At 35.6% G+C, this 15,471-nt stretch carries 15 protein-coding genes; all 15 read left to right on the forward strand.

What is annotated here, in order from left to right; genetic code table 11:
* The first annotated feature begins 5 nt into the window (after positions 1–5).
* The 15 genes from CaldiYA01_RS02245 (at position 6) to serA (ending at position 15,426) form a co-directional block, all read left to right on the forward strand.
* Positions 6–857 carry an AraC family transcriptional regulator gene (locus tag CaldiYA01_RS02245; RefSeq protein ID WP_207180905.1) on the forward strand — a complete coding sequence of 284 codons (852 nt, stop codon included), beginning with the start codon at positions 6–8 and terminating at the stop codon, positions 855–857.
* Positions 858–1,072: 215 nt separating this feature from the next.
* Positions 1,073–1,360 carry a co-chaperone GroES gene (locus CaldiYA01_RS02250; protein ID WP_011916829.1) on the forward strand — a complete coding sequence of 96 codons (288 nt, stop codon included), beginning with the start codon at positions 1,073–1,075 and terminating at the stop codon, positions 1,358–1,360.
* A gap of 29 nt (positions 1,361–1,389) precedes the next feature.
* A complete protein-coding gene (gene groL / locus CaldiYA01_RS02255; RefSeq protein ID WP_207180909.1) occupies positions 1,390–3,009 on the forward strand; it encodes a chaperonin GroEL in 1,620 nt (539 codons plus the stop codon).
* A gap of 105 nt (positions 3,010–3,114) precedes the next feature.
* A complete protein-coding gene (locus CaldiYA01_RS02260; RefSeq protein WP_207180915.1) occupies positions 3,115–3,954 on the forward strand; it encodes a Cof-type HAD-IIB family hydrolase in 840 nt (279 codons plus the stop codon).
* Positions 3,947–5,074, forward strand: a complete 1,128-nt coding sequence (locus CaldiYA01_RS02265; protein ID WP_207180917.1) for a DUF362 domain-containing protein — start codon at positions 3,947–3,949, stop codon at positions 5,072–5,074. Before CaldiYA01_RS02260 ends, CaldiYA01_RS02265 begins: the two co-directional genes overlap by 8 nt.
* Before the next feature lie 61 nt (positions 5,075–5,135).
* Positions 5,136–5,612, forward strand: a complete 477-nt coding sequence (locus CaldiYA01_RS02270; protein WP_207180919.1) for a chemotaxis protein CheX — start codon at positions 5,136–5,138, stop codon at positions 5,610–5,612.
* A gap of 30 nt (positions 5,613–5,642) precedes the next feature.
* Entirely contained in the window at positions 5,643–6,107 is a 465-nt protein-coding gene (gene trmL / locus CaldiYA01_RS02275; RefSeq protein WP_207180920.1) for a tRNA (uridine(34)/cytosine(34)/5-carboxymethylaminomethyluridine(34)-2'-O)-methyltransferase TrmL, read from the forward strand.
* Between the two features lie 27 nt (positions 6,108–6,134).
* Positions 6,135–6,977, forward strand: coding sequence for a DegV family protein (locus CaldiYA01_RS02280; protein ID WP_207180922.1), 843 nt, complete (start codon positions 6,135–6,137; stop codon positions 6,975–6,977).
* A gap of 86 nt (positions 6,978–7,063) precedes the next feature.
* Positions 7,064–8,905 (forward strand): TIGR03960 family B12-binding radical SAM protein, encoded by a 1,842-nt coding sequence (locus CaldiYA01_RS02285; RefSeq protein ID WP_207180925.1) that lies wholly within the window; start codon positions 7,064–7,066, stop codon positions 8,903–8,905.
* Positions 8,892–9,527: a TIGR03936 family radical SAM-associated protein gene (locus tag CaldiYA01_RS02290; RefSeq protein WP_207180926.1), complete on the forward strand. Its 636-nt coding sequence runs from the start codon at positions 8,892–8,894 to the stop codon at positions 9,525–9,527. The genes CaldiYA01_RS02285 and CaldiYA01_RS02290 overlap by 14 nt, the downstream gene beginning before the upstream one ends.
* Positions 9,527–11,242: an Rne/Rng family ribonuclease gene (locus CaldiYA01_RS02295; RefSeq protein ID WP_207180928.1), complete on the forward strand. Its 1,716-nt coding sequence runs from the start codon at positions 9,527–9,529 to the stop codon at positions 11,240–11,242. The genes CaldiYA01_RS02290 and CaldiYA01_RS02295 overlap by 1 nt, the downstream gene beginning before the upstream one ends.
* Before the next feature lie 68 nt (positions 11,243–11,310).
* The gene (gene efp / locus CaldiYA01_RS02300; protein ID WP_207180929.1) at positions 11,311–11,868 is read left to right on the forward strand and encodes an elongation factor P; all 558 of its coding nucleotides are present in this window, start codon (positions 11,311–11,313) and stop codon (positions 11,866–11,868) included.
* A 103-nt stretch (positions 11,869–11,971) separates the two neighbouring features.
* On the forward strand, positions 11,972–12,442 hold the full coding sequence (locus CaldiYA01_RS02305) for a CD1247 N-terminal domain-containing protein (protein ID WP_207180930.1): 471 nt from the start codon (positions 11,972–11,974) through the stop codon (positions 12,440–12,442).
* A 222-nt stretch (positions 12,443–12,664) separates the two neighbouring features.
* Positions 12,665–13,834, forward strand: a complete 1,170-nt coding sequence (locus CaldiYA01_RS02310) for a pyridoxal-phosphate-dependent aminotransferase family protein (protein WP_207180931.1) — start codon at positions 12,665–12,667, stop codon at positions 13,832–13,834.
* Positions 13,831–15,426, forward strand: coding sequence for a phosphoglycerate dehydrogenase (serA, locus tag CaldiYA01_RS02315; protein WP_207180932.1), 1,596 nt, complete (start codon positions 13,831–13,833; stop codon positions 15,424–15,426). The genes CaldiYA01_RS02310 and serA overlap by 4 nt, the downstream gene beginning before the upstream one ends.
* Positions 15,427–15,471: the final 45 nt, after the last annotated feature.

Raw genomic sequence — 15,471 nt, forward strand, 5'->3', positions numbered from 1 at the left:
AGAAGATGATAGAAGCAATTAATAAAATCCTGCCTGTAATAGTAAAGACGCTTGAGAGAGTTCATGATAATAGCTGGAAAATGGATTATAATATTCATGACAGTTATGAACTTATATTCATAAAGAAAGGAAACATTGATTTTTGGGTAGAGGAAGAAAAAATTGATCTAAAAGCTGGTGACCTTTTGATAATAAAACCCTTTACAAAGCATAAGTTTGAGGTTACAGGTTCGAGCAAGGCTGAATTTATTGTAATAGGATTTTATTTAAATCCAGATAGCAAAGCAAAGGTAAATGATCTTAAAGAAATTTATGGCTTTTTAAAAGTTTTAGAAAACATAGCAAATAAATTTTACTTTTTTCATGTTCGAAAAAGAAGCAATATTTTCTTTTGTTTAGAATCTATTCTTCATGAGGCAAAAGAAAACAAAAATAGTATTCTTCTTTATATAAAATGTTTAGAGCTTTTCGTATATATAACACGGGAAGTTGATAGTCTTGAAATGATAAAAAATTACGACTATTCAATGATTGTAAAACATATTAAAGAATATATTGACAAAAACTACATGGAAGATATAAAAATGGGTGATGTTGCAAAGCGGTTTTTCGTGTCTGAAAGTAGTCTTTCAAGGATATTTAAAAACCATTTTGGGGTTTTACCAAAAGAATATTTACTTTCAAAGAGAATAGAAAAGGCAAAAGAGTATCTTACAATTTCAAATCTAAAGATTAGCAATATTGCAATGATGTGTGGATTTTCTTCACTTCAGAGGTTTAATGACATTTTCAAAAAGTATACAGGTCTGAGTCCTACCCAGTATCGAAAACAAATTTTACAAGATTTAAGTGAATAGCGTAATGTAAAAATTAAAGCAGTGAAGAGAAAATGAGAGTCTGAAGAAGATATTTTTATATTTTCCCTTTAAATTCGACGAAAATTGAATATAGCGTGCTTTTTTTGGGCAAAATTAAACTTGATTAGAAAAGGAAGAATATACTATAGTATTTATTGTGATTAGCACTCATTCAAAGTGAGTGCTAACAAACTTGAAAAAGGAGGGGAAGTTTAATGAAGATAAGACCAATTGGTGATAGGATTCTAATCAAATTCAAGGAGAGAGAAGAGGTAACAAAGAGCGGTATTGTTCTTCCAGATACTGTAAAGGAAAAACCACAGATTGCTGAGGTAATCGAGGTTGGTCCAGGTGGAATTGTTGATGGTGAAAAGGTTGAAATGGTTGTGAAAAAAGGTGATAAGGTAATTGTAAGCAAATATGCAGGTACAGAAATCAAAATTGATGGTGAAGAATATACAATAATCAGACAAGATGATGTCTTAGCAATAATTGAAGATTAATTTGAATTGAAAAGGAGGTAGGTTTAAAGATGGCAGCAAAGATGATATTATTCGACGAAGAGGCAAGAAGGGCTTTAGAGCGTGGTGTTAATAAACTTGCAGATACAGTTAAAGTTACACTTGGACCAAAAGGAAGAAATGTTGTTCTTGAGAAGAAATTTGGTTCACCACAGATTGTAAATGACGGTGTTACAATTGCAAAGGAGATTGAGCTGGAAGACCCATTTGAGAACATGGGAGCACAGATTGTAAGAGAGGTTGCGTCTAAGACAAACGACATTGCAGGTGATGGTACAACAACTGCAACAGTTCTGGCACAGGCAATGATAAGAGAAGGTCTTAAGAACATTGCAGCTGGTGCGAATCCAATGATTTTAAGAAAGGGTATACAGAAAGCAGTTGAAGTTGTTGTAGAAGAAATTAGAAAGATGAGCAAGAAGGTAAGAGGGAAAGAAGACATCACATATGTTGCTTCAATCTCAGCAGGAGACGAAGAGATTGGTAAACTTGTTGCAGATGCAATGGAGAAGGTAACAAATGATGGTGTTATTACTGTTGAAGAGTCAAAAACAACAGAAACAACTCTTGAGATAGTTGAAGGTATGCAGTTTGACAGAGGTTACATCTCTGCATACATGGTAACAGATACAGAGAGAATGGAAGCAGTGCTTGATGATCCATACATCTTGATTACAGATAAGAAAATTTCGACAATCCAAGATATCTTGCCACTTCTTGAACAGATAGTTCAGCAGGGGAGAAAACTTTTGATAATTGCAGAGGATGTTGAAGGCGAAGCTTTGGCAACACTTGTTGTAAATAAACTCAGAGGAACACTCCAGTGTGTTGCAGTAAAAGCACCAGGATTTGGTGACAGAAGAAAAGCAATGCTGCAGGACATTGCAATATTAACTGGTGGTCAAGTAATTTCTGAAGAGCTTGGTCTTGACTTGAGAGAGGTAAAACTCAGCCAGCTTGGTCGTGCAAGACAAGTAAAAGTTCAGAAAGAAAATACTATCATTGTTGACGGTGCAGGAGACCCAAGCGAAATCAAAGCAAGAATTCAGTCTATCAAGAAACAGATTGAAGAAACAACATCTGATTTTGACAGAGAAAAACTTCAGGAAAGACTTGCAAAGCTTGCTGGTGGTGTTGCAGTAATTCATGTTGGTGCTGCAACTGAGACTGAGCTCAAAGAAAAGAAACTTAGAATTGAAGATGCTCTTGCTGCAACAAAAGCTGCAGTAGAAGAAGGAATTGTACCTGGTGGTGGTACAGCTCTAATTAATGCAATTCCAGCACTTGATAAGCTCATTGAAAGCCTCACTGGTGATGAGAAGACAGGTGCAATGATTGTAAGAAAAGCTCTGGAAGAACCACTCAGACAAATAGCTGAAAATGCTGGTTTAGACGGTTCAGTTATTGTAAACAAGGTAAAAGAGAGCCCAGCTGGTGTTGGATTTGATGCACTCAACGAGAGGTTTGTTGACATGTTCGAGGCGGGAATTGTTGACCCAACGAAGGTTACAAGAACAGCTATACAAAATGCTGCATCAGCCGCTGCAATGCTTCTGACAACAGAAGCAGTTGTTGCTGAAAAACCTGAAAAAGAGAAGAATCCACCAGCTCCAGCACCTGATATGTACTAATTTCAAAAATAAAGGCTGCCATGATTGGCAGCCTTTATTTTTTTTTGATATAATAAATTGTAACAAATTATTTTTAAAATTTATTAATATAGGTGAAGGTAAAAGATGTACAAACTTATTGCAATTGACCTTGACATGACACTTTTAGACAGAAACAAAAATATCTCTTACAGGAACAAAAAAGCTATTGAGCTTGCAAAGAAAAAAGGTGTGAAGATTGTTCTGTGCTCAGGAAGAATCCTCAAAGGCGTGATGTATTTTGCAAAGGTTTTAGGACTTTATGACCAGGTTATTGTTGCCTGCAACGGTGCAATTGTGCGAGACCTCAAGAAAAATAAAGATATCTACTATATAGGTCTTGAGAATGAAAAGAGTCTGGAAATTGCCAGAATTTGCAAAGAAAATGACATCTATTATCATTACTATTTCCAGGACACAATGATAGCAAGAAGGCTTGATTATTCATCTAAATTTTATTACGAAAAGAATAAGGAACTTCCTGAAGAAGAGAGAATTAATATCATAATTGACGATTCTGAAAATACCCTTAAAGCCTGCGCTGATTTAATCACCAAATTTGTTATTATTGACGCTGATTTGAAAAAAGTAGACTATGTAAGGAAAATAATAGAGAGAGAAATTTCAGGTATTGAAACCACAAAATCAGACATTAACATTTTAGAAGTTATGAAAGAAGGAGTTAACAAGAAGAGTGCACTTGAATTTGTCTGTTCTTATTTAGGAATAGCACCAGAGGAAGTGATGGCAATAGGTGATAATGAAAATGACCTTGAGATGATTGAATTTGCCGGGCTTGGTATTGCAATGGAGAATGCTATTGAAGAACTTAAAGAAATAGCTGATTATGTGACGAACTCTTACGATGATGATGGGGTGGCAAGAGCAATAGAAAAGTTTGTTTTGGGGGAAACAATTAATGTGTAAGGTTGCGATTGTAAAGTGTGATACATATAACCTTCAGAATGTGAAAGATGCAATTTTAAAGGGTATAAACCTAATAGGTTGTGAAATTCCAAAAAAAGATTGCGTACTTGTAAAACCGAATCTTCTCATGAAAAAAAGCCCTGAAGATGCTGTTACCACCCATCCTACTGTTGTTCAGGCAACAGTAGAAATTATTAAAGAGAAAGTAGCAAAGGTTATAATAGCCGACAGTCCAGGTGGTCCGTACACCAAAAAGAGGCTTGAAAATATATACCAGGCTGCAGGAATTAAAGTACTTGAAAATCTTGAAAATGTTTATTTAAACTATGATACGTCTTATAGAGACCTTAATGTCGAAAGGTCAACTTTTAAAAAACTTTCATTGATATCCCCATACTTTGAAAGCCAGGGAATCATAAATCTTCCAAAACTTAAAACCCATCAGATGGCAGTCTTCACAGGTGCTGTTAAGAATTTGTTTGGGCTTGTCCCAGGTGGACAGAAAGCTGAGATGCATTTTAGGTTCCAGGATGTTAGAAGATTTATGGAGATGCTAATTGAAATCTTCATAGTAGCAAAGCCAATGTTAAATATTATGGACGGTATTGTTGCAATGGAAGGAGAAGGACCGTCGGCAGGAAAACCTAAAAAGCTTGGAATTTTGCTAATATCCGAGGATGCAATTGCTTTGGATTATGTGGCTTGTAAGATTATTGGGCTTGACATAAAAGATGTTCCTCTTTTGGAGGTGGCAAAGGAGAAAGGACTTTTAAATCCTGATGAGGTTGAGATTGTTGGTGAGATGATTGAAGATGTTGCACCATCGAGTTTTGAACTCGTCTTAAGACCCGAGATTTCTTTTGTGAAAGGAAGGCTTCCACAGTTTTTGTCAAGGTTTTTGGATAGTTTTCTCTCACCTAGACCAGTTTTCGACAGAAATATTTGTATAGGTTGTGCAGAGTGTTTCAACGCTTGTCCAGCTCAGGCTATTGAGATGAAGAGCAGAAAAGCGTACCTCGATTTGAAAAAATGTATAAAATGCTATTGCTGTCACGAACTTTGTCCTGCAAAGGCAATAAAAATCAAAAGATCATTCCTATTTGAAAAGATACTAAAATGAAGAAAGGAGGAAAGTCTTGTATTCTGCCAAGTAAAATGGCAGGGTAACAAGGCAATTTTGGATGGCAAATGTAAATGTTGAATACATCAATCCATTTATACAAGCGAGCCAGCAAGTACTAAGACAGGTTGCAAACATTGACTTTAAGCTTGGGAAAGTATACATTAAAGAACCAACATATAAAGTTGACCAAGTTGTTGTTATAATTGGAATGACAGGGAATATAAAAGGACAAGTAAACTTTTGCATGTCAATTGAAACAGCTAAAAATATTGCATCAATGATGATGGGAGGATATCCTGTATCAGAATTTGATGAGCTTGCCAAAAGTGCGATTGGTGAGATGGCAAATATGATTATGGGTAATAGTTCAACACTTTTTTCACAAAAAGGATTGAAGGTTGAGATAACACCCCCTTCAATTTTAATAGGTGAGAACATGACGCTCAGCACATCTAAAATGATAAACATATGTGTTCCGCTTTTACTTGACAACGGGGATAAAATTGATTTGGATGTTGCGTTCATGGAAAACTAAATGACGAAAGGGGGAGTGTTGTTCTATATTATGCCAATAAACATTGTGTTACATGAACCTGAAATTCCATACAATACAGGAAACATTGCAAGAACGTGTGCATGTACAGGAAGCAAGCTCCATCTTATAGAGCCTCTTGGTTTTTCATTGGAAGATAAGTACTTGAAAAGAGCAGGTCTTGACTACTGGCAGTATTTGGATGTAAAGATATACAAGGATTTGAATGACTTTTTTGAAAAAAACAGAGGAGCAACCATTTTCTATTTTTCTACCAAAGGCAAACAATATTATACCCAGGCGCTATATGAAGACAATTGCTATCTTATGTTTGGCAAAGAAACAGCTGGTCTTCCTCAGTGGCTGATTGAACAGAACATACATAGGACTTACAGAATACCTATGATAAGCGATGTGAGGTCTTTAAATCTTTCAAATTCGGTTGCTATTGTTTTATATGAAGCTCTCAGACAGCTTGGCTTTCCTAATCTTGTCTAGTCCATAGAGATAAAAGGGGGATTTTAAATGGGTGTTACTATAGTTACAGATTCGACGTGTGATTTGAGCCCTCAGATGCTAAATGAATTTGGTATCAAAATGGTACCATTAAAGGTTTTTTTTGAAGACGAAGTTTATAAAGACTGGGTAGAAATTACACCTGAAACGTTTTACAAAAAATTAACATCATCAACAGTTCTTCCAAGAACATCTCAACCAAGCCCGGAAGAGTTTTTGGATATATTTAAACAAGAGATTGAAAATGGTAATGAGATTGTATCAATTCATCTTTCATCAAAACTATCAGGGACTTATAATTCTGCATGTTTGGCTAGAGACATGTTAGATTCTCAAAAGGTTTTTGTTATTGATGGTAAAAGCGCATCGATAGGTACTGGAGTTTTAGCTATTTTAGCTAAAAGGTTAGCAGATGAAGGTATGCCAGCAAAAGATATAGCTTCATTTATAATACAAAAAACAAATACTATAAGACATATTTTTGCGGTTGAAACCTTAGAATATCTCAAAAAAGGCGGAAGAATATCACCTGCAAAGGCAACTATCGGTAATATTTTAAACATAAAACCTATTCTTCATATAGTTGACGGAGTGGTTGAGCCACTTGATAAAGTAAGGGGCATGAAAAGAGCTTTGCCAAGAATAATTGAAGAGGTAAATAAAAAAGGATTGGACCTTAAAAATCAGGTTTGTGGTTTTTGTTATGCAGGTGATTTAAGTGAAGTTGAGGAACTTATAAATACAATAAAACAGGAAATTTCGCCTGGCGAGCTTATCGTAACTCAAATAGGTAGCGTAATAGGCACATATGTTGGACCTGGGACGTTTGCTTTTATTTTCTTTGAGGAATAATAGAATTTAAGATTTTTAAGCTTTTCAGCTACAGGGTAGCCTGTAGCTTATTGTATTTTTATATAAAGAAGAGGTGGAGGACAAAAGTGGTTGTAAAAGACAAGGTATTTAAACTGCTCTATGATGTCGAAAAACCGGGAAGATATATCGGCAACGAAATAAACATGATAAAAAAAGACCCTAAAAAGGTGGATGTTAGATTTGCATTTTGCTTTCCGGACGTATATGAAATAGGCATGTCTAACTTGGGACTTAAGATTTTGTATCATCTTTTGAATGAAAGAGAAGATGTATACTGCGAAAGGGCTTTTATGCCATGGATTGATATGCAAAAGAGGATGAAAAAAGAGGGAATAAAACTATTCTCACTTGAAACTTTTACTGAACTTGATAGATTTGATATATTAGGATTTTCTCTTTCATATGAGATGAGCTATACAAATGTTTTGAAGATGCTTGAACTTTGTGGTCTTCCTCTTGAAAGTCAAAAAAGAGAAAAGGGAATGCCAATTGTGATTGCGGGTGGTCCATGTACGTACAATCCAGAACCTTTGTGGGAATTTGTTGATGTGTTTGTTATTGGTGAGGGTGAAGAAGTCATTTTGGAGATTATTGATCTTTTTAAAAGATATAAATTTTCAAACATGACAAAAAAAGAATTTTTATTTGAATGTGCATCTATTGAGGGCTGTTATGTTCCTTCGCTTTACAATGTTGAATATAACAAAGATGGTATTATAAAATCTATAACACCTGTATCTGAAAATGTGCCCAAGAAAGTAAGAAAAAGAATTGTAAAAGATTTAGATACAAGCTATTTTCCAACAAAAATGATAACTCCTCTTATAGAAGTTGTTCATGATAGAATAACTCTGGAAATTTTTAGAGGGTGTGCGAGAGGGTGTAGGTTTTGCCAGGCAGGTGTAATATACAGACCTGTTAGATTCAGAAAAGCAGAAAAGATTTTACAGTATGCAAAAGAACTTGTTGAAAATTGCGGATGCAATGAGATAACTCTTGTATCCCTTAGCACAAGTGATTATCCGGATATAGATAAGCTTGCAAGAGAAATTTTGAAATTTGCAGAAGAGAAAAAAGTAAACATTTCTCTGCCATCTTTAAGGCTTGATTCTACCTCTTTGGACCTTTTGAAAGAAGTTGAAAAAGTTAGAAAGCCTACACTAACTTTTGCGCCCGAGGCAGGAACACAGAGACTAAGGGATATTATAAACAAGAATATAAAAGATGAAGATATATACTCTACAGTCAAGCTTGCGTTTGAAAGAGGGTTTCAGAATATAAAACTTTATTTCATGCTTGGTCTTCCACTTGAAGAAGATAAAGATGTTCTTGGGATATATACAATAGCAAAGAATATAAGGGAAATTTACAAGGAACTTGGGTTTAAAAAGAAGGTTAGAATAACAGTATCCACATCCTTTTTTGTACCAAAACCACACACGCCCTTTCAGTGGGAAGCACAAGATAGTATTGAAAACATGCAAAGAAAGATGAAACTTTTAAAAGAAAACCTCAAAAGGGTAAAGGATGTTGAGTATAGCTGGCATGATTTTTATCTTAGTAAACTTGAAGCGGTACTTTCACGAGGAGACAGAAGACTTTCAAGGGTGATTAAAGGAGCAGTTGCTCTTGGTTGCCAGTTTGACGACTGGGGTGAGTTTTTTGATTTTTCAAAGTGGGAAAAGGCATTTGTGGGAGAAAATATCGACTGGAAGTTTTACTCTGACCGGAAAAGAGACTTTGATGAGGTTTTGCCATGGGACATTATCGACACAGGTGTGACCAAGGAGTTTTTAAAGAAAGAGTGTCTTTTGGCATATGAAGCAAAAACCACAAGTTCGTGTTTTGAAAGATGCATGGGTTGTGGTGTAGCTTCTTTTCGAGGGGGAATTTGTGTTGGCAAATAGATACAGGTTTTATTTCTCACGAGATTTACCAGCAGCGTTTATATCCCATCTTGACATGACAAGGTTATTTGAAAGGTTATTTAGAAGGCTAAATATAAAACTTAAGTTTACACAGGGATTCAACCCACACCCAAAAATAGTTTTTATTCTTCCAATGCCAGTTGGGCTTTGTTCAAAAGAAGAGATATTTGAAGTTGAATGTGAGCAGGAACTTGAGAACAGTATCATTGATAGTTTCAATAAAGTGTTGCCAGAAGGATTAAAAATGTTGAAAGTTGAGCTGGCTACTGATAAAATACAAGTAAGTGATATGTATTATCAATGTTTTGTTGAAGTTGAGGAAGAATTTTGTAAGTACTTTGAGGAGTTTATGAAAAAAAATCCTGCTGTAAAGAAAGAAAAAGAAGGCAAAGTAACAATAAAAAAGATTTTCGATTTTCTTTTGAACTATGAGTGTGAAAGAGAAGATAAAACTGTAAAAATAAGCTTTCATATAAACGTTTTGAATGGAAGCTATATAAAACCAGAAGATATATTAAGAGAATTTTTGCAAGAGTATAATATTGAGTGTAGAATAGTTAAGGTTGAAAGGGTAAAAGTTAACTATAAAAGGGTGATATAATGCAAAGTGAAATTATAGTTGATGTAAGTTTTAACCAAACAAGGGTAGCTGTTTTAGAGGATAAAGAGCTTGTCGAGATTTATATTGAAAGGGAGGACAGTCAAAGTATAATAGGGAATATTTACAAAGGGGTAGTTGAAAACATTCTGCCTGGTATGGATGCAGCTTTTGTCAATATTGGTCAGGAGAAAAATGCTTTTTTGTATCTTGGTGATGTGAACAGACTTGAATTTGGGGATACTGATGAGTATTACGAAATAAAAACAAATCCGCTGGCTTTGAGGTGTGGTCAAGAGATAGTTGTACAGGTAATAAAAGAGGGCTATGACCAGAAAGGGCCAAGGGTCACTACAAACATAACGTTGCCGGGAAGATACTTGGTTCTTTTGCCATGTACAGAATATGTTGGTGTTTCAAAAAGGATTGAGAGTGAAGAAGAAAGGCAGAGGCTCAAAGAGATAGCCTGCAAGATAAAACCAGAGGGAATGGGTTTGATTGTCAGAACTGCAGCTGAAGGTAAGAGTGAAGAGGTTTTGAAGAGTGAACTTGAGTTTTTAAAGAATATGTGGAAAAAAATAAAACAAAAAAGCTGTCAGAGTGCTCCTGTTCTTCTTTACAAAGATTATGACCTTGTATTCAAAGCTGTAAGAGACATGTTTACCAACCAGGTTGACAGGTTTGTTATAAACGATAGGAAAAAATATAACAAGATTATAGAATTTTTGTCCTCTTATGCACCGAGTTTGAAAAATAAAGTTGAGTATTTTAACCTTGCGACTAATATATTTGAATATTTTCAGATAGAACAAAAACTTATAAAGGCATTATCGAAAAAAGTGTGGTTAAAAAGTGGTGGTTATATAGTAATAGATGAGACAGAGGCATTGACTGTGATTGACGTCAACACAGGAAAGTATGTTGGCAAGAATGATGTTGCAGAAACAATCTTAAAGACAAATCTTGAAGCTGCACAGGAGATTGCAAGGCAACTAAGGCTCAGAGATATTGGTGGAATAATCATAATTGACTTTATTGATATGAAAAATCCAGATCATCAGAAGATAGTTTTAGATGCTTTAAAAGAGGCCCTAAAAAAAGACAAGACAAAAACTGTTGTTGTTGACATAACGCCTCTTGGGCTTGTTGAGATGACAAGAAAGAAGGTAAGGCAACGACTTTCATGCGTTATGCAATCAAACTGTCCTTACTGTGAGGGTACTGGTAAGATTTTGTCTCCTGAGAGTGTCGCATTTAAAGCATTGAAAGAGATTGAGTGGTATTGCAAAAACAAAGTAGAAGACAAATTCTTTGTTGAGATTAACACAAAAGTATGTGAGATTTTAAGAAAGGGTGAAATTGACAGAATAGAAGAGCTTGAGAAAAAATACAAAAAGAAAATTTATGTCAAAGCTTCTTCAAATATTCACATTAATAAGTTTACTATATGTCCTGTGAAGGATGAAGATCATTACATGGCGTTGTGTGGCTGGCTTTGTGAAGGAGATGAGGTTTTAGCATTTGTTGAGGAAGAAGACAGATTCAATTCCAAAAATGCAATTGGGTATGTAAATCAGAATAGAATAGAGCTTGATGATGCGGCAGACCTTGTTGGCAAGTATATATATGCAAAGGTTGAAAAGGTCTATGGCACACTTTCAAAAGGAAAGATTTTAGATGTATATGAGGTGGATAGCGAGGATGTAAAGGAATTTTAATTTGGTTGAAAAAAATATGTTGTTTTTGATAAAATAGAAGAGCAAAATTTTTAATCGGAGGGAAGCTGATGGTTGAGGCAGGCGATTTTCGAAGAGGATTAACAATAGAGTACGATGGTCAGATATTTCAAGTGATTGAGTTTTTGCATGTAAAACCTGGTAAAGGTGCAGCTTTTGTTCGAACAAAGCTTAAAAATATAAAGACAGGTGCTGTGATTGAAAAGACATTCAGACCAGACGAGAGAATGCCTCTTGCTCACATCGAGAGAAGAGAGATGCAGTATCTTTACAACGACGGTGAACTTTACTATTTCATGGATACACAGACATATGAGCAGATTGCCCTAGGTCATGATATGGTTGGTGATGCACTCAAGTTTGTCAAAGAGAACATGACTGTGACTGTTCTTTCGCACAATGGGGTTGTATTTGGTGTCGAGCCACCAAGATTTGTTGAACTTGAGGTAATAGACACAGAACCTGGCTTTAAAGGTGATACTCAAACAGGTGCAACCAAGCCTGCAAAGGTTGAAACAGGTGCTGTAATTCAGGTTCCGCTTTTCATCAATGTCGGCGATAAAATTAAGATTGACACGTCAACAGAAGAGTATCTATCACGAGTGTAATTAATTTGATATTTTTCAATTATATGCTGTGTGTATAAACTATTTTTTATGGGTAAATATTATGTATAGACAAGGTTATTCTGTATTTTAGGAGGATACTTTAATGGAAAATTTGTATGAAAAAGTTGCATATTTGAGAGGACTTGCAGAGGGTTTGGGCATAAATGAGGATTCAAAAGAAGGCAAGCTTCTTCTGAGCATCATTGATGTGCTTGACGAATTTGCAGATGCAATAAACGAGCTTGATGTAAAGCAGGCAGAGCTGGAAGATGTTGTAGACTCAATAGATGAGGATTTAGAAAAGTTAGAAGATGAAGTGTATGAAAACTATGACGAGGATTATGATGACTACTATGATGAGGAAGAAGACGAGGACTTGGTAGAAGTGACTTGTCCAAACTGCAAGGTTACCTTTTATTTAGAAGAAGATGAGTACTTAAACGAGGACGAGATTGAATGTCCTAACTGCAATGAAATAATATATCTTGACGAACTTGAAGAAGAGCTTGACGATGAAGAAGACGATGATGAATATGAAGATGAAGAGGACGATGAGAACAAAAAAAATAAATAAAGATTCTGCAAAAGAAGGTTTTAGCCGGTGCTTCTTGCCGGCTTTTTGTTTATATTACCAATTTTTTGTTGCAAGAAGTTGTTTTAAATATACAAAAACATCTAATTATTATATGTCTAAAATGTATAATAATAAGATTGTCAAATTATTGACATTGTACGTCGCATTAGATATAATCAACTTAAAACAAATTGAGTTTGTTGAAAGGGGTAGAGTTTAAATATGAGGAAACCAAAGCTTTTGATGACGCCTGGGCCAACTCCGCTACCACCTGAGGTTATTTCTGCCATGTCACAACAGATTATTCACCATCGCACAAAAGAGTTTGGAGAAATCTTTTCAAGAGTGAATGAAAACTTAAAAAAAGTGTTTCAGACAAAAAACAATGTTTTAACATTTGCAGCGTCAGGAACTGGTGCAATGGAGGCAAGCGCTGTCAATTTCTTTTCTGAAGGTGACACTGTTTTAGTTGTTTCAGTAGGGGTCTTTGGGGATAGGTTTATAAATATATGCAAGACGTTTGGTCTTAATGTAATTGAAAAGAAATATCCTTATGGTGATGTTGCGAATATTGACGAAGTAATTGAAATAATTGAGTCTAACAAAGACATAAAAGGTGTGTTTATTACACACAATGAGACATCAACAGGTGTTACAAATCCTATTGAAAAGCTTGCAAGGTATATCAAAAATACAGACAAGATTTTAATTGTGGACGCTGTAAGTTCACTTGGTGCAATTGATTTAAAGACTGATGAGTGGGGTGTTGATGTAGTTGTTACAGGATCTCAGAAAGCTTTGATGTCCCCACCGGGTCTTGCCTTTGTCTCAGTGTCAGAAAAAGCTTGGGAGTTTTACAAAACGTCAAAACTTAGAAAGTTTTATTGGGATTTTAAAAAGTATCAAGACAATCTTTTAAAGGAAAGTCAGGATACTCCATTCACTCCAGCTGTGACATTAATCAGAGCTGTTGATGCGGGGCTAAGACTAATTTTAGATTATGGACTTGAAAACAATTTTAAACGTCACACACGCCTTGCACGTCTTACTCAGCTTGCTGCTGAAAAGCTTAATTTAGAGCTTCTCCCAAAGAAAGAATACTCATCTGCGGTAATTACTGCAATAAAGTCACCGGAAGGTGTGGATATAGAAAAGGTAAGGAAGATAATGAATCAGAAATATGATATAATGGTAACAGGAGGGCAGGCAACACTTAAAGGAAAGATTATAAGAATAGGTCATATGGGATATGTTGACGAATTTGATCTTTTGAAAACCATAGAATGCTTTGAGCTTGCGCTTTTAGAAGTAGGGTACAAAAACTTTGAAGTTGGTGATGCAACAAAAGCTATGCTTCAGGAAATTGCTAAGGAGGTAAGTGAGAGTAAATGAAGGTTTTGGTGACTGAGAGGATTGCAAAAGAAGGCATAGATATTCTGAAAAATGAAGGAATTGAGGTTGATGAAAGGCTTGGGCTTTCGCATGAAGAGATTTGCAATATAATTGGTGAATATGATGCTTTGATTGTCAGAAGTGCAACAAAAGTGAACGAAGAGATGATAAAGTGTGGTAAGAACTTAAAAGTGATTGCAAGAGCTGGTGTTGGTATTGACAATGTTGATGTAGAAAGCGCGACAAAACAGGGTATAATTGTTGTCAATGCTCCGGATGGCAATATTATGGCAGCTGCTGAGCTCACAATTGGTCTTATATTTAGCATATTTAGGTACATCCCACAGGCGTACATGTCTTGTAAACAGGGCGATTTTAGAAGAAATAAATTCAAAGGTGTTGAGCTTTACGAAAAAACAGCAGGAATTATTGGTTTTGGAAAGATTGGAGCACTTGTTGCAGAACGACTCAAAGCTTGCGGAATGAGGGTCATTGCATTTGACCCATATGTTTCTGATGAAAAGTTCAAAAAATACGGTGTTGAAAAGGTTGACTTTGACACATTACTTAGAGAATCTGACCTTATTACTATCCACACGCCAAAGACAAAAGAGACGTATAATCTCATTTCAGAAAAAGAGTTCAAAAAGATGAAAAAAGGTGTCAGGATAGTAAACTGTGCGCGTGGCGGTGTTATAAACGAAAAAGATCTTTACAATGCTATAAAAGAAGGCATAGTCGCAGCAGCAGCACTTGATGTTCTTGAAAAAGAACCAAACTTTGAGGTTGAAAAACAGGACTTCTACAACCCACTTTTAGAGCTTGACAATGTGGTAATAACACCTCATCTTGGAGCATCGACACAGGAAGCTCAGGTAAATGTTGCTGTGTCTGTTGCCAAAGAGGTTGCAGCGGTGCTCAAAGGCGGTATTGCTAAAAATGCTGTCAATCTTCCGGCGTTTGAAAAGGAAAAGCTTGAAGAAGTTATGCCATATTTAGAGCTTGCTGAAGCAATGGGAAAGATTTTTATTCAGGCAGAAAGAGCTTTTGCCAATAAAATTGAAATTGTCTACAGCGGACAGATAGATGAGAAAGCAATAACTTGGCTTACACGTGCACTTTTAAAAGGCTATCTTGAATTTTCGGTACAGGATACTGTCAACTATGTAAATTCCCAGCTATTAGCAAAGGAACAGGGAATTGAGGTAGTTGAAAGTAAAACAGAAGAAGCAGGTAAATTTAAAAATATGATAACTGCAAGGTTTACTACAAATGAGAAGGTATTAGAACTTTCTGGAACGGTGTATAACAATGAAGGAAGAATAATTGATTTCTTTGGTTATAAAGTAGATTTCAAACCAGAAAAGTATATGCTTCTTATCCAGAACATAGATAAGCCTGGTATGATAGGCAGAATTGGTACCATAGTGGGTGAATATGGAATCAATATCGCTACAATGCAGGTGTCCAGGAACAAAAAGGGCGAGAAAGCTGTTATGGTATGCGAGATAGACGGTGATCTACCTGATGAGGCTGTAGAAAAGTTAAAAAATACTGATGGAATTTTGAGAGTGACAATGGCAAAACTTTAAAACAGTTTTGGATAAAAATAGTAAATATAAAGTAGAAAGGGTTAT

The sequence above is a fragment of the Caldicellulosiruptor diazotrophicus genome, from assembly GCF_017347585.1.
Taxonomy (GTDB): domain Bacteria; phylum Bacillota; class Thermoanaerobacteria; order Caldicellulosiruptorales; family Caldicellulosiruptoraceae; genus Caldicellulosiruptor; species Caldicellulosiruptor diazotrophicus.

Excerpts from the sequence above, each read along its gene's own strand:
- CaldiYA01_RS02245 (WP_207180905.1), top strand. The coding sequence starts at position 6 with ATGATAGAAGCAATTAATAAAATCCTGCCTGTAATAGTAAAGACGCTT.
- CaldiYA01_RS02250 (WP_011916829.1), top strand. The coding sequence starts at position 1,073 with ATGAAGATAAGACCAATTGGTGATAGGATTCTAATCAAATTCAAGGAG.
- groL (WP_207180909.1), top strand. The coding sequence starts at position 1,390 with ATGGCAGCAAAGATGATATTATTCGACGAAGAGGCAAGAAGGGCTTTA.
- CaldiYA01_RS02260 (WP_207180915.1), top strand. The coding sequence starts at position 3,115 with ATGTACAAACTTATTGCAATTGACCTTGACATGACACTTTTAGACAGA.
- CaldiYA01_RS02265 (WP_207180917.1), top strand. The coding sequence starts at position 3,947 with ATGTGTAAGGTTGCGATTGTAAAGTGTGATACATATAACCTTCAGAAT.
- CaldiYA01_RS02270 (WP_207180919.1), top strand. The coding sequence starts at position 5,136 with ATGGCAAATGTAAATGTTGAATACATCAATCCATTTATACAAGCGAGC.
- trmL (WP_207180920.1), top strand. The coding sequence starts at position 5,643 with ATGCCAATAAACATTGTGTTACATGAACCTGAAATTCCATACAATACA.
- CaldiYA01_RS02280 (WP_207180922.1), top strand. The coding sequence starts at position 6,135 with ATGGGTGTTACTATAGTTACAGATTCGACGTGTGATTTGAGCCCTCAG.
- CaldiYA01_RS02295 (WP_207180928.1), top strand. The coding sequence starts at position 9,527 with ATGCAAAGTGAAATTATAGTTGATGTAAGTTTTAACCAAACAAGGGTA.
- efp (WP_207180929.1), top strand. The coding sequence starts at position 11,311 with ATGGTTGAGGCAGGCGATTTTCGAAGAGGATTAACAATAGAGTACGAT.
- CaldiYA01_RS02305 (WP_207180930.1), top strand. The coding sequence starts at position 11,972 with ATGGAAAATTTGTATGAAAAAGTTGCATATTTGAGAGGACTTGCAGAG.
- CaldiYA01_RS02310 (WP_207180931.1), top strand. The coding sequence starts at position 12,665 with ATGAGGAAACCAAAGCTTTTGATGACGCCTGGGCCAACTCCGCTACCA.
- serA (WP_207180932.1), top strand. The coding sequence starts at position 13,831 with ATGAAGGTTTTGGTGACTGAGAGGATTGCAAAAGAAGGCATAGATATT.